The following is a 14312-nucleotide window of genomic DNA, read 5'->3' on the forward strand; positions in this document are numbered from 1 at the left end:
ATCGAAGACTAACAAGGGGAGTTGCAGACCAAGGGTCAACCGGCTTTACCGGGGGCCTTAGGTGACTGACGAAGTCGCCGAGGCCGGCAGTTCCCGGACAGTCTAGGAGGAGCCCGTGTCCCACCCGATCGATGTCGGATCAGTACTTGGCGGCCGCTACAAGGTCACTGCCATGGTTCTGACCTCGCATGACCAGGATCTGGTGCTGGACGGAGTGGATCAGGTGCTGAATCGGCCGGTGAGCATCCTCGTAGCCGGCCCGGGCAACGCCGACCAGGTCGCCCAGAGCGCCCGCGAAGTGGCGACCGGCGAGCGGCCCGGCCACGTCCAGATCCTTGACCTTGGAGTCAGCGACGCTGCCACCTACCTGATCACCAACCACACTTCGGCCGCGGACCTGCTGGACCTCGTGGTGAGTTCCAACCCGCCCTACGTCGAGCCTTTCTTCACCGACACGCTGGGCAGCGAAATCTTCGGCCAGCCACGCTCCAACGAACCTGAGACCTACGACGGACTCTACGACGACGAGGAAGTCGACGCCGGGTACATCAACTACGGAGAGCAGCAGCGCCAGGCCGGGCAGCTGCCCCCGACGTCGGCGGCGCCCGCGCAGCGCGTTCCTGCTCCGCCGACGGCCTCGCCGGCCGCCGGCGCCCGTGGTGCCGGAGCGGCAGCTGCCGGGGCCGCCGCCGGGGCCGCCGGTGCTGCCGCGGCCAACGCTTCGAGCTCCCCGAAGACTGCGCCGCAGGAAGCTACCGCGCAGCCAACGGCCGCCCAGCCCGTTCAGGCCGCACAGCCCGTCCCGAGCGAGGCCGCCCCCGAGGCGCCGAAGGTCTCCCGCTGGGAGGACGACGACTACGACGACGCCCAGCCTGATCAGCGGACGATGGCGATGCAGGCAGCCAGTGCGAAGGGCGCCGGCGAAGGTCGCGCGGCGGGAAGCTTCCCGGCTTTCGCGAAGAAGAGTGCCTCCGAGGACCGCTACGACGACTACGACAACGATGATGACGACGACGCACCCCGGCGCGAACCGCGGTCCCTGCGCTGGCTCGTCGGCGCCCTGCTGGCCGCCGTGCTGGTCATTGGCTTGATCTTCGCCGTCACCAACCTTGGCGGCCTCTTCAAGGGCAGCACGCCCCAGGCCGCCAAGACCACGGCGTCCACCAGCGCGCCTACGAAGTCGGACACGCCCTCCGCTACCCAGAGCGCGCCGCCGGCCGCGGTTCCCCCCGCTATCGAGTCAGTCACCCGGCAGGGCAACTTCGACTTCGCCGCTACCTACGACGGCGACCTGGTCAAGACCTACGACGGCAACGCCGCCAGCTACTGGTCGGACATGGAATTTGCCACCGACGGCTGGGGCGGCTTCGCTCCCGACGGCGTGCCGCTCGTCGTCAAGCTGAAGGGCCCGGCCCAGATCTCCTCGGTGACCTTGAGCCAGCTCGGCGCGTCCGGCGGCAACATCAGCATCTTCACCAACGACCGTCCCACGCTCGACGGCGCCAAGCAGGTGGGCAGCAACAGCTTCACGTCCCCGGAGCTCACCATGCCGCTGCAGGAACCGGTCAAGGCACAGTACGTGATCGTTGCCATCAAGAGCCTGCCCAAGCTGGCCGCACCCAAGACCCGCTACGGCTACGGCCTGCGCCTGGCCGAGATCAAGATCCAGTAACTGCCCCACGTTCCAGGCCGTAACCGCAGGAAAGCAAACGGTCCAAACCCGTGGCTACCGGTACCCTGAGTGGTGGGCGCGGCTGTGCCGCGCCCGGTGTGGGTGGAATATTCAGCTGCCCACATCAGTTGTGCCATGTGGCCGGCCACCCAGGCGGGCGCATCGACAAAGGAAGAGGTTCACCGTTTAGTGAGCAACGCAGAAAACACCGCGTCCGAAGTACGTGATGTCATCATCGTCGGCTCCGGGCCCGCAGGCTACACCGCCGCGGTCTACACGGCGCGCGCCAACCTGAAGCCGCTGCTCCTGGCAGGTTCCGTCACCGCCGGTGGAGAGCTGATGAACACCACCGACGTCGAGAACTACCCCGGCTTCCCGGATGGCATCATGGGCCCGGACCTCATGGAAAACTTCGAAAAGCAGGCCGAGCGCTTTGGCACGGAAATCCAGTTTGAGGACGTCACCGAACTGGATCTCGAGGGCGACATCAAAACCGTCACCATCGGCACGGGGGAGACCTTCCAGGCGCGGTCCATCATTCTGTCGACCGGCTCTGCCTACCGCGAGCTTGGCCTTCCGAACGAAAAACGACTCTCGGGCCACGGCGTGAGCTGGTGCGCAACCTGCGACGGTTTCTTCTTCAAGGATCAGGACATTGCCGTCATCGGCGGCGGTGACTCGGCAATGGAAGAGGCCCTGTTCCTGACAAAGTTCGCGAAGTCCGTCACTGTGGTTCACCGCCGCGACACCCTCCGCGCTTCGAAGATCATGGCCGACCGCGCCCTCGCCCACGAGAAGATCAACTTCATCTGGAACAGCGGCGTAGAAGACGTGTTGGGAGGCGACAAGGTCACCGGCCTGCGGTTGAAGAACCTCATTGACGGCACCGAAACCGAGCTCGCCGTGACTGGAGTCTTCGTTGCGATCGGGAATGATCCCCGCACTGACCTCGTCAAAGGCAAACTGGATCTTTCACCCGAAGGCACCATTGCCGTCCAGGGCCGTACTTCCAAGACGAGCGTCAAGGGGGTCTTCGCTGCCGGTGACGTCATCGACCCGACCTACCGCCAGGCCATCACCGCTTCGGGTTCGGGCTGTGTCGCCGCGCTCGACGTCGAACACTACCTCGCAGACCTCCCCGCCTGATCGGCGAACGGCAAGCATCTAAGAGAAAGACAAGGTTATGAGCAACGCTAAAGATGTAACAGACGCTAGCTTCAGCACCGACGTGCTGGGAGCCGACAAGCCCGTCATCGTGGACTTCTGGGCCGAATGGTGCGGTCCCTGCCGCAAGCTTGGGCCGATCCTCGACGAGATCTCGGTCGAGTACAGCGAGAAGGTCAACGTCGTCAAGGTGAACGTCGATGACAACCCGGCCATCGCTGCTGAGTACGGCATCACCTCCATCCCGGCCGTGTACCTGTTCCAGGGTGGGGAAGTGAAGAGCACAGTCATCGGCGCCAGGCCGAAGCAGTTCTTTGAAAAGGAATTCGCAGACGTGCTGTCCTAGCCTGTAACGAACGTCCCGGCCGGCCCGATTATGGGGCCGGCCGTAACGCTGGCCTCCACTCACTGAGTAGGGGCCAGCGTTTTCTGGTTCCCGGCACTGCGGGCTCCGCACTGTCCTGTGCCGGCCAGCCGGGTTGAAGGGCCGAAGCTCGGGAGGCCGCGCCTGACGGGGTAACCCACTCTGCGGCTGCGTGCCGGACGGAGCAATTACTTGGGTGCGTGCGGCGATCAAGAGCATGGGCTTATGCCACGGAGTCTTGGCGGCAGGTAGATGCCCGGGCGGGCGGGGAGTGGGCGGACAGAGGACCAGGTCGGCCGTTGGATGGCCGGGCCGAGTCTGCACCAAGCCTAGTCCGTCGGGCTCACTGGGCGGCCGGGCGGACTAGACCGCCGGGTGCATGCCCGAGTTGGGCAGGGCTGCCTGCCGCCGCCTGAGCTGCCCCTTTTGACCAGATCGCCTGTGTACCTCCGGACCGGCCCGGGCCTGTCCCACGCCGCCTCTGTGACGATCTTTGGGCCTGCTGCTGGAAAGCAACACTATTCCGTTGTTTGATGCGATTGCTTTGGCCAATATAGCACCAGATTCTGTGCAAGTGCCGGGCCCTACCAGGGGTAGGCGCGATATTGCTGTTCGAATGGTTCATCCGGGGGGCCGGCAGTGGCTGGCCGACCGCGCGGGCTCGGAATCCCAATGTTGTGTCGGCGCCTCCGACCCCGAGCTGCGCGACGTCAAGCTGCGGCATCCTCCGGCTAGATCAGCAGTGTGCTTGGTGACTCGTGTGAATGGAGCGCTTCCCGCATTGCGCGGTACGAATTCGTGCGCCGTGCGCAATGTTTCACGTGAAACACGAACTTCACGTGCCGGTGGGGCGGGTGTGGTGCAAAAGAAACCAATCCGGGTCGGGATTGGCCCCTTTGTACCGATCTTCATAGCTGTATTGGGTCGAAGATCTAAACTTGCGCGGTCCCCGCCCTTCCTGATGTGCTACCGCCGCCGGGCATAGTCATGTTTCACGTGAAACCGTTGACCGGTTGCTGGTTCCGAGAGGCTCCGTGTTTGCGCGTCTTCGCCAGCGCCACCTTCGAAACCGTGCATTGCAGGGCCCCTAGTGCACAGGGCCCCAGGACGTTGGAAGGGGACAGAGATGCTGTCCAAAATTGCCGCAGCTGCATCTCAACACAGTGTCACCGCACGCGAGCATTCCGCCGGTTGGAGCGTGGATAGGGCGATCTGTATCCCTGATGAAGGTGTTGATAAACGATCGCACAGGACCGAGATCCTAGCGCCGGGCCCATTTACTGCATCAATGCACGTTCCACGCCGCCGCATCATGTTTCACGTGAAACATGATCCTTCGGACACGTCGAACAATCTGTCGCCGCTACCCCAGAACGAGAGCAACCCTACATCCTTCCGCTCTTCTGTTTGAGCTGTAACGGTAGTTCACTATCGATACCCCGCTATGGGGACCTCGGGCGCGTGGTGGCACCGTGCGCTCACCCGCAATGCAGCTCCTAGCCAGCCGCCGTCTCGCGGTCCCATTCCATGAGATGCCGCCAAACGCCAGCGAAAACGAAACAAGAAACACCCAGCGTAGGGACCCGTCTACGCAGCAAACTGGCCATCGACCTTCCTTCCCTCCGCGCTGCGGAAGTACCTCAGCACCGATCACAGGCATCCCACCGCTTCCCAACGCTCAGCCCGTCCGACGATGTTTCACGTGAAACCCCCGCTCGCCCACCCCCACTACCACCGCCTAGGAACCCCTTGGCAGTTCTTTTCCACCCACTGGGTCTCCGCCGGGGCAGTGACGAGCAGCCGCCATAGGTCCGCCAGCAAACGCATTCCACGACGCACAGCCTCTACGATGAATCGCCGAAGACGCCTTCCGGCTACCGGTCAGCTTCGAGGTGGTAGCGCTCAAGCGACCGCCCTACGTTCGACACCTCCTAAGCTCCTTGGATAGGCGGATGAATATCTTGCCGGGAAGGCACCTGCCCTCGGCGCCAGGGGACTACGGGCAGTTCGGTCCCATTCCTGCGCAGCACCATCCGCACCCTGGCAGGCGCTACGTTCACCGCAAGGCTATCGATGGGGATATGACGCTGGCCTGCCACTCGGGCAGCAAACTCTGGGGAAGGCCCGCTGACAGGACGGACATGATCGGAAGGCGGGGGGCGCAATGATTTCCGGCGACACCCCGGAGAGCGGGCCGTGGTGGCTGCGGAAGGCATTTTTGGCGCTTGGCTACCTGCGTTCGCAAGCACCGTGAGGGATCCGCGGTCTGACTCAAACCAATCGACCGGCCGTTATAGTCCGACGATCTATACCAAATCTCGCAGCCAGAATCTGGACTCAACGAAGAAGACTATGGCCACTACCGGGAGCCAGGCCCGAAAGCTCACCAGGACAAGTGCAGGCCCGGATCGCTCTCGTCAGCTGGGCGACTGCGGCCCTCCGGCACGGGCCCGGACGCCAGCCCGACGACGTGCATTGAATTGCTCCCGGAGGACTTCTGTACGGCGAAGCAACAGCGCGGGCACCGCCCAGTGCGCCCTCGCGTACGCGGCCGGCACGGGACTCACATGCTCCTCGGGAAGCAAGTACACGACGCCAGACACTGGGGAGGACGTCATCCTTGGGCGGAAGCCGTGGCAACCCCTCCGCCAAATGGCCAGCCCAGAGAGGTACGAGCGCAGGAACCGTGCTCGAGGGCTGGAGTGTCCGTGTGCAGTAGGACCCATGGCGAAGCGACCGTTCCTGCCGGGCGGGGTCCCACGATCTGTCATAGCCCCTACGGGACCGAGAGCGTCCCTACGATCGAATTGGGACAGCAGCTGCGGACGCTGTCCTACCTGGCTGGGCCTGCCCATGATCTTGAGATCCCGATCGCTGTAGTACTGACCGGGTGTTGAGTGAGAGGGAACGAGCGAGTTCACAGCTTCTTCCCCACAGAAGTTATGCACACAGTTATCCACAGAGCACTGAGACATTACGCACAGCGCTATCCACAGGGCCTTTGGCACCAGCCTCTGGGCTGTCAAGGCTCAAAAGTAGGCGTCGACAGGCACCCTGCTTTCAGCACGCCAGATCCGGAGACATCGGACGGCCTGCTTCACCACTCAGCATTGCGCTGGACGGCCGTAAATTTAACCAGACTATGTGGATTTTATAAGCATTTTCGGTCCTCATCCGTGGCGACCGCATGTGGAGCGCTGTGTTTCACGTGAAACAATATGGCCAAACACGGCGGGCCATCGACCGGCGCGTTATGTGGCCAAGACGCAGACCTGCCTCCAGGTCCCACTGTCCACTGACGCCGGGAACTAATCCACAAAGTTATCCACAGCGATATCCACCGCTCCAGTTACAGCCTGCGACGAGTGCCGGTGCACCGCCAGCAGTGGAATCTCCGACCGGAGAGCTATCAAGTAGAGCACTAGCCCTGCCGGCAACGGCATTGGGGAGAGTGGACCTACGATGGCTTCGCAGCCCGCATCGAGGAAAGCCGACCGACTCACAGCGGATATACCCGATCCAGGAATATGCCCGGCCGTGCCAGGAGGGTGTCTAAGAGATGCATTGCTCCCGCTCCGGCCGGATGCCACATTGACGCTCGACCCGGCGTCGCGGCTGGTCGACGGGACAGTCTACGGTGCGAGGGGGAGGACGGGGGAGTCAATAGCTACTGCCCCGCACACCGCGCAGCATCGTCCCACACATCCAGTCTGTGCCGTCACCACGGGTCGCCACTGCGCCTGGGAGGCTCAGCTGCTGCCTGAATCCGGGCATCTCCGCCTGCCGTACTGGACGATCCAGCGAAGTCAGCAGCCACCTGCCGTCTACCGGCGGAGTGGGGAGCTTTGTCATGGCCAGGAAGAGCACGCGGTAGGGCCGGTGAGGTCTCACGACACGCGCGACCCCATACCGCCGAAAAGCTTTTCCTGCGGCGGGGTTCGTTCGGCGCCACGCACGCACCTCCTACCACCGGGTCCTTGGGCCGGCGCAAATGCATCTCCCAAGGCCGGGTCCGTGGGTTGGCGCATGTCTAATGCGGCCAGCCAAGAGGTCGCAGCCCAGGCGCTTGGGCGCCACCTCGACGGATTGAGCCATGCTCACCGACATTCGACGAACACTAACGCATACCCAGGTTCCGGTACGGGAGGGGGAGTGCAGACGCGATTGAGCACGGTACCCGGCCCCAATGCGGCATCGGGGCCCTTTCTCGGCTGAGCTCGGGCCGCGCTAAGTCCAAACCGCCCTCAACGTGGTGCCACTCAGACTTGCGGGGATAGTTTCCGTTGGCGTGATTCCATCAACCGACACAATGTCGTCGGCGAACCTGATCCAGCCCTCGTTATTGGGAGTCCGCACCCTCGGAATGTTTCACGTGAAACACCCGAAGATAATGGAGCGACGGCGGCCAACGTCCGATCCCCTCCGCGGCGCTCCTACCGTGAGCTGTGACTGCCGGCGAGAACGACCGCGGCTCACTACTACTGCGGTTAGGAGGCTGCGCCAGCCGCCCAACGTGGACCGAGCAACGCAACGGAGATGCCCAAGTTGGGCTGCTAGGGGAACAACAGCAAGACAATCAAACAGGCAAGCCGCTGCGGTTGAGCCCCCATCATGGCATCCATCGGGAGGCCAAAACAAGCTCGTAAGGACGGCAGGACGCCGATCCGGCCATGTGATCGGCTCGTAGCTACCACACCGGGGCCGTTGGTGCGACTTGGGCGTATCCAACTATTGCCACCCGCCCACACAGGACTTGCTAGCGTTGCGACATACTGCCGAAAGTGCCACCAAAGCGGTACTTTTGGTGGTCCGCCTTGCCCCGTTCGTCCCACACTGCGGGACTGCGCGCATCGCGGCTACATTGCCCGTCTCGTCCCACGTGGTTTCACGTGAAACATTCTGTATGGGCCCGCGAAAATACGTAAACCCTCCACCTGCCAGCTGAGGTCATTGCGGCACGTTGCTGTGCATGCAAGGGGACAGCCTCCTGGCCGGCGCGCTCGACAACCGGGCCCGATGAACGACCGAAGGCGCTATAGAGACCATCACTCGCGCCCCGCAAGCGCTTTAGGTACGTTGCTCCGCTCTGCAATGCATCCTGCGTTCTGCAGCACCTTGGCCCGTACTTGAGACCATCCCAGAGCACAGACCACCCCGGAGCACCCTCTAGGGCAATGGAGACGTCCCAGCTGCCGCCGAGCACACGCGGGGCTCCACAAGCGGAACCGACGGGCCCTGCGGGGCCACGGGAGGGCCGAGAGGGGTCCGCGGGCCGGCCCCGCCAGCGTCGGCAGGTATCTGTGGGTGGACGATCCGTACCTCGAACACCGAGTGCGCACAAAACGAACGGTTGCCCCGAAAGGAGTCTCGAGCAACTGAATGCCGGCAAACACACAAAAAAGGGCCTGTTTCACGTGAAACAGGCCCCATCTTGAGCAAATGTGCTGAGAGTTAGCTCGGTGCCCCAGGGGTGAGAACGTCCATGATCCGGTTCAGATCCTCGACGCTAGCGAATTCGATGCTAACGCGGCCCTTACGGGCCCCCAGGGAAATCTTCACATTGGTGTCCAGGCGGTCGGACAACGACGACGCCAGGTAATCGAGTCGTTCGTGGCGTGCCCCCGGACGGGGGATGTTGTTCTTCGTCGGCGCAGCGGGGCTCTGGTACAGCGTCACAGCCTCTTCCGTGGCGCGGACCGACATACCCTCTGCCACGATCTTCTGGGCAAGCCGTTCCATCGCAGCGGCGTCAGGAAGAGCAAGGAGGGCACGAGCGTGGCCGGCCGAAATCACGCCGGCGCCTACACGACGCTGAACAAGCGGCGGGAGTTTCAGCAGGCGGAGGGTGTTCGAGACCTGGGGCCGGGAGCGGCCGATCCGATCAGCAAGCTGCTCATGGGTGGTTCCAAAGTCCTCCAGCAGCTGCTGGTACGCCGCAGCCTCTTCCAGGGGATTCAGCTGGCTGCGGTGGAGGTTCTCGAGCAGGGCGTCACGAAGCAGGTCATCATCAGTGGTGTCGCGGACAATCGCCGGGATGGTGTCGAGTCCGGCGGCCTGTACGGCACGCCAGCGGCGCTCACCCATGACGAGCTCGTAGGGTTCGCCACCTTCTTCGGTTGATGTACGCACCACAATTGGCTGGAGCACGCCGATTTCACGAACCGAGTGCACCAGCTCCGCCATATCGTCCTCATCGAAGACGGAGCGCGGCTGTTTGCGGTTGGGGTGGATGTCCGAAACAGGGATTTCCGCGAAACGGACGCCAGGAACTTCAATCAGATCAACGCCGTTGTCATCGGCAACCGCGTCCGCCGCGGGCATCGGCCGGGAGTCGGTCTTACCCGCAGTCGGGGAGTCGTTCCGGGCTGCGGAGTCCTTGGGCGCTGCGGCCTTCTTCGCAGCCGCGCCGCCGGTCTGGGCCGGGCCAGGCTGGTTCTTTGTCGCAGGCTTCGTCGCAGTCTTCGTCCCGGAGCGAACCGGCTCAGGCTTTCCAGCCGGCGCAGCGGTTTTGTCCGTGCCGGCAGTTTCGTCCGGGGCAGCCGTAGCCGCGGCAGCGGTCGCAGAAGAAGACGCCGTCGTCTTGTCTGCAGCGGCTTCCGTCGCTTCCGGGGTCTCTTCCGTCAGCATTGCGTCGGGGGTCCGCTTCCTGGCCTCAGGAAAAAACAGATCCACCGGCCGGGACGGGGCAGAACCGCTTCCGGAGGCGTTAGCCGAGGCGGAACTTGGAATCAGTGCGCCAAGTCCACGGCCAAGGCCGCGTCGCTTATCGCTCATGGATAAATCCCTCCAGTGGAAGAGCCCGGCTTTACCCGGCTCTGGCTAGTGCAATGTTGAGAAGATTCTAACGTTCAGCAATTTCCGCTGCGGCTTCCAAATAGGAAAGAGCGCCGCTGGAGGAAGGATCATAGGTCATCACGGTCTGCTGATAGCTCGGCGCCTCGGAAATTCGCACCGACCGAGGAACCACAGCCCCGAGCACCTGCTCCGGGAAGTGTTCACGGACTTCCGCCGCCACCTGGGCCGCGAGGTTGGTACGCCCGTCGTACATCGTCAGCAGGATGGTGGAGACCACCAGATCGGCATTGAGGTGCTTCTGGATCATTTCAATGTTCTTGAGCAGCTGGCTCAGTCCCTCAAGGGCGTAGTACTCGCACTGGATCGGGATGAGGACCTCACCGGCCGCGCAGAAGGCGTTGACTGTCAGAAGTCCCAGGCTCGGCGGGCAATCAATAAAGATGTAGTCGAGGCGTTCCTCGCCGTTCTTGGCGCGTTCCTTGGCGTAGACATCGATGGCCCGCCGGAGGCGCTGCTCACGGGCAACCAGGCTGACGAGCTCGATCTCAGCGCCGGCAAGGTGGATGGTGGCCGGCGCGCAAATTAGTTTGTCGATGTCCGGGCACGGTGCCACGACGTCCTGCAGCGGCACATCGTTGATGAGGACGTCATAGATGCTGTCGACGTCGGCGTGGTGTTCTATACCCAAGGCGGTAGAGGCGTTACCCTGCGGATCGATGTCGATCACCAGCACATTCAGGCCAGCGGCAGCCAAGGCAGCGGCGATGTTGACCGTGGTGGTTGTCTTACCCACCCCGCCCTTCTGATTGGACACGGTGAAGATGCGGGTCTTCTCCGGCTTCGGCAGTTCACGGCCCAGCAGTCGTTCCCGACGCTTGTTCTCATGCGCAAGCTCGCGGGCAATCGGGCTGGAATCGTCGATCGAGTCCAAGACGTTGCCGACGGACGCGACGGAGGTTTCACGTGAAACGCCGGCGGCGACAGTGACGTCCGCAACCGATTTAGCTTGTTTGGACGAGATATTGTGAGCGACCGCGGGCGCGGAAAAGGCCCGTGCTGACCCCAGGGACACAAACGGGGGGATCCGTTGTGTGGAGGCTTCGCTACTGCTCACTTGACACTCTCGCTCTCATTCGGCTTTTGCTGCCGGTTACTAGCCTAACCTCTTCCTAAACAAGACCGAGGGCACCGGGCGGGTGCTACGCAATCTTTCGAGGCTTGTTCACAACGATTCGGACTACGGTCGTGGGTTCCTCGAGGAGGTCTTCGCCGACGATCACAACAGAGGTCTCCACCCCGCCGAGTTTCCGGATGACCTTGGCGGCCTTCTCGATCTCTTCGCCGGCGCTACGCCCCTTGATGGCGACGACCTCGCCCTTGCCTCCGAGCAGCGGAATGGTGAGTCCGGCGAGGTTGGAGAGGGCAGAAACAGCCCGGGCAGTGACGACGTCGGCGCTCACGTGGCCCACGGCCAGTTCCGCACGGGTCCGCATCACGGTGACGTTTTCGAGCCCCAGGTCATCGACGACTTCCTGCAGCCAGATCACCCGCCGCTCCAGCGGTTCGATCAGCGTTAGTTCCAGGTCCGGCCGCGCAATGGCCAGGCAAAGACCCGGGAGCCCGGCCCCGCTGCCGACGTCGGCAACGTGGCTTCCCTGGGCAATCTCGCGTTCAATAACGGCACAGTTAAGCACGTGCCTGCTCCACAACCTGGGCACTTCGCGGGGCCCGATCAGCCCGCGTTCGGTGCCGGACGTGGCCAGGTGCTCAACGTAGCGTTTTGCCAGTTCAAGCCGGTCGCCAAAAATAGACTCTGCGGCCTTCAGTTCGGCCGCGGTAATTTCCACCATCAAGCTACTCCGCGGATTCAGTCTGCGGAGACAACGATGTGCCGGTCAGCGCCTTCGCCTTCGGATTCGCTGACGAATCCGAGATCGGCAACGGCGTCGTGAACAATCTTGCGCTCGTACGCGCTCATCGGTGCCAGCGCGACGGACTTGCCAGTTTCCTTGACCGAAGCGATGGCGTCTTCGGCGATCTGCTGCAGGTCACCGGCGCGGTCGGCACGGTAGCCGTTGATGTCCAGCACGAGGCGGGAGCGGTTCTCCGTGGCGGAGAGCACCGCAAGGCGGGTGAGTTCCTGAAGGGCTTCGAGCACCTCGCCGTCGGCGCCAACGAGGCTCTCCAGTCCCGAGGAGTCTTCCTCGGCAACGATGGAGATATAGGTGCGGCCGTTTCGGACCTCAATATCGATGTCGCCGTCGATGTCGGCGATGTCCAGGAGCTCCTCGAGGTAGTCCGCGGCGACGTCGCCCTCTTCCTCCAGGCGGCTTGCCGAGGTGCCCTTTCCGGAACCGGCAGCGGCGTCCTGAGACTCGTCCCCGGCTTCCTGGGGGCTGTCTACCTGCACGTCGTCCTGGAAAGTGTCCTGATCGGGGGCTTCGGCGGAAATAGCGTGTTCGGTGCTCTCGGCAGACATTACTTCCTCTTCCTGTTCTTGCGCTGGGGCTGGATGCGCTGGCTCTTCGCGGCGACGGCGGCCGCCGCGGCGGCCGCTTCAGCCTCGGCGTCGGCCTTCTTGGCACCCATCAGGGGCAGGGACGGCAGTCCCTTGGCGGCACGGCGCTCGGCCAGGGCCTTCGCGGCGGGCGAGCCCGGCGTCGGCATCCGGCGGATCACGAAGAACTGCTGGCCCATGGTCCAAAGGTTCGTGGTGGTCCAGTAGATCAGGACACCGATGGGGAAGTTGATGCCGCCGACGCCGAAGACGAGCGGCAGGACGTACAGCATCATCTTCTGCTGCTTCATGAACGGGCTCGCCATGGCCTCTTCGGACATGTTCTTCGCCATGATCTGCTTCTGGGTGATGAACTGCGAGGCTGTCATCGCCAGGATCATCACGATCGAGAGGATCCAGACCGCCATCTGGTTGCCGCCACCGCCGTGCAGCAGGGATGCCGAAAGCGGAGCGCCGAAAATGCTGGATTCGTCGAACTGCACCACCTGGTCGTGGCTCAGCGCGCCGATGCCCTTGCCGGTGGTCTTGGCGTTGCTGATGCCCGACAGCACCTGGAAAAGAGCAAAGAAGAACGGCATCTGGATCAGCATGGGCAGGCAGGCCGAGAACGGGTTGGTGCCGTGCTTCTTGTACATGGCCATCTGTTCTTGCGCCATGGCCTGGCGGGACAGCTGGTCGGTCTTGCCCTTGTACTTGTCCTGGAGCTTCTTCAGGTCAGGCTGCAGGAGCTGCATGCCGCGCTGGGCCTTGATCTGCTTGACGAACACCGGAATCAGGGCGGCGCGGATAACCAGCACCAGCCCGATGATGGACAGCGTCCAGGTCCAGCCGTTGGCGGCCGGGAGGCCGATGGCGCTCAGTCCGTCGTGGAAGCCCACCATGATGATGGAAACCAGCCACTTGAACGGAAACATGATTGTTTCAAAGAAGTCCATACGATATCCCTATTCGTCAGGCCGCCGAGCGGCCTTCTCCATCAGACTGAGCAGCCAGGTATTTGTCCGGGTTGTTCAGCACAACAATTCTGGGGGTGTGGCCATCGGGCCACTCCCGATGCCCGGCGGGGACATGGTCCACACCGCCGGAATTCCATGGGTGGCAGCGCGCGAGGCGCCGGGCGGCGAGCCAGCTGCCTTTGACGGCGCCGTGCACCGTGATTGCCTCAAGCGCATACGCCGAACAGCTTGGGAAGAAACGGCAAACCTGCCCGTACAGCGGGGAGATTACCTTGCGGTAGCCCATCAGCAGCAGGATCAAGATGTTGCGGGGCAGGTTCCAGACCGCAAGGCCGAGCCAGGCTACGGCCGCTTTGACGCGGGATTCAGAAACAGGGACGACGGCGGCAGTCGAGTTACGCACGCGGGGTCCCTTCCTGTGTTATCTCGTAAGAAACTGTAGAAGCGGCCTGTGGAAGGCGGCTGCCCAAGCGTTTCATGGTCGTCTCCAAAGCGGCGTCATAGTCGCTGCACAGATCATCCCAGCCGGCGGCCGCAGAGGCGGGCAGTGCCCGGACCACGATAGCGAACCCGCTGGGATATTTCTGCAGCGACAAGGCGCCGGCTTCTCTTAGTCTCCTCTTAACGAGGTTCCTGACAACAGCGTTCCCAACACTCTTGGAAACGATGAAACCGATCCGGCTTGGTTCATCGGCAGCGAGAGCTGCCGTATATAACACTAAGTTCCGGCGTCCATTGCGGACGCCGGAACGTACAGTTGTTGAAAAATCGGTAGGGGTCCTCAGACGGTTCCGGGTGGCTAGCACCGTTCAACTCGCATAGGGATGGTGACCGACGAGTCAG

Annotated in this window: 10 protein-coding genes; 3 read left to right on the forward strand and 7 right to left on the reverse strand. The window is 63.0% G+C overall.

Annotation, left to right across the window (positions count from 1 at the left end):
* The first annotated feature begins 115 nt into the window (after positions 1-115).
* The 3 genes from AC1DH3_RS14135 (at position 116) to trxA (ending at position 3182) form a co-directional block, all read left to right on the forward strand.
* Positions 116-1672, forward strand: a complete 1557-nt coding sequence (locus AC1DH3_RS14135; RefSeq protein WP_476909579.1) for an ABC transporter substrate-binding protein — start codon at positions 116-118, stop codon at positions 1670-1672.
* Positions 1673-1861: 189 nt separating this feature from the next.
* Positions 1862-2818 carry a thioredoxin-disulfide reductase gene (gene trxB / locus AC1DH3_RS14140; protein WP_476893475.1) on the forward strand — a complete coding sequence of 319 codons (957 nt, stop codon included), beginning with the start codon at positions 1862-1864 and terminating at the stop codon, positions 2816-2818.
* 37 nt (positions 2819-2855) lie between these two features.
* Positions 2856-3182: a thioredoxin gene (gene trxA / locus AC1DH3_RS14145; RefSeq protein WP_441419141.1), complete on the forward strand. Its 327-nt coding sequence runs from the start codon at positions 2856-2858 to the stop codon at positions 3180-3182.
* A gap of 5469 nt (positions 3183-8651) precedes the next feature.
* On the opposite strand, the gene AC1DH3_RS14150 is transcribed toward trxA, so the two are convergent.
* The 7 genes from AC1DH3_RS14150 to rnpA all read right to left on the reverse strand — a co-directional run bounded on the left by AC1DH3_RS14150 (position 8652) and on the right by rnpA (position 14275).
* Entirely contained in the window at positions 8652-9974 is a 1323-nt protein-coding gene (locus AC1DH3_RS14150; RefSeq protein WP_476909580.1) for a ParB/RepB/Spo0J family partition protein, read from the reverse strand.
* Positions 9975-10041: 67 nt separating this feature from the next.
* Positions 10042-11109: a ParA family protein gene (locus AC1DH3_RS14155; RefSeq protein WP_441419139.1), complete on the reverse strand. Its 1068-nt coding sequence runs from the start codon at positions 11107-11109 to the stop codon at positions 10042-10044.
* 85 nt (positions 11110-11194) lie between these two features.
* On the reverse strand, positions 11195-11845 hold the full coding sequence (gene rsmG / locus AC1DH3_RS14160) for a 16S rRNA (guanine(527)-N(7))-methyltransferase RsmG (RefSeq protein ID WP_441419138.1): 651 nt from the start codon (positions 11843-11845) through the stop codon (positions 11195-11197).
* A 17-nt stretch (positions 11846-11862) separates the two neighbouring features.
* Positions 11863-12474, reverse strand: a complete 612-nt coding sequence (locus tag AC1DH3_RS14165; protein ID WP_476909581.1) for a Jag family protein — start codon at positions 12472-12474, stop codon at positions 11863-11865.
* A complete protein-coding gene (yidC, locus tag AC1DH3_RS14170) occupies positions 12474-13448 on the reverse strand; it encodes a membrane protein insertase YidC (RefSeq protein WP_441419136.1) in 975 nt (324 codons plus the stop codon). Before yidC ends, AC1DH3_RS14165 begins: the two co-directional genes overlap by 1 nt.
* A gap of 16 nt (positions 13449-13464) precedes the next feature.
* The gene (yidD, locus tag AC1DH3_RS14175) at positions 13465-13872 is read right to left on the reverse strand and encodes a membrane protein insertion efficiency factor YidD (RefSeq protein ID WP_476909582.1); all 408 of its coding nucleotides are present in this window, start codon (positions 13870-13872) and stop codon (positions 13465-13467) included.
* Positions 13865-14275: a ribonuclease P protein component gene (gene rnpA, locus AC1DH3_RS14180; RefSeq protein ID WP_476909583.1), complete on the reverse strand. Its 411-nt coding sequence runs from the start codon at positions 14273-14275 to the stop codon at positions 13865-13867. Before rnpA ends, yidD begins: the two co-directional genes overlap by 8 nt.
* Positions 14276-14312: the final 37 nt, after the last annotated feature.

It is taken from the genome of Arthrobacter sp. 05L428, from assembly GCF_056397665.1.

What these genes read in the sequence shown, in the direction of transcription:
- yidC (WP_441419136.1), bottom strand. Translation starts at nt 13,448, where the DNA reads ATGGACTTCTTTGAAACAATCATGTTTCCGTTCAAGTGGCTGGTTTCC.
- rsmG (WP_441419138.1), bottom strand. Translation starts at nt 11,845, where the DNA reads ATGGTGGAAATTACCGCGGCCGAACTGAAGGCCGCAGAGTCTATTTTT.
- trxA (WP_441419141.1), top strand. Translation starts at nt 2,856, where the DNA reads ATGAGCAACGCTAAAGATGTAACAGACGCTAGCTTCAGCACCGACGTG.
- AC1DH3_RS14150 (WP_476909580.1), bottom strand. Translation starts at nt 9,974, where the DNA reads ATGAGCGATAAGCGACGCGGCCTTGGCCGTGGACTTGGCGCACTGATT.
- AC1DH3_RS14165 (WP_476909581.1), bottom strand. Translation starts at nt 12,474, where the DNA reads ATGTCTGCCGAGAGCACCGAACACGCTATTTCCGCCGAAGCCCCCGAT.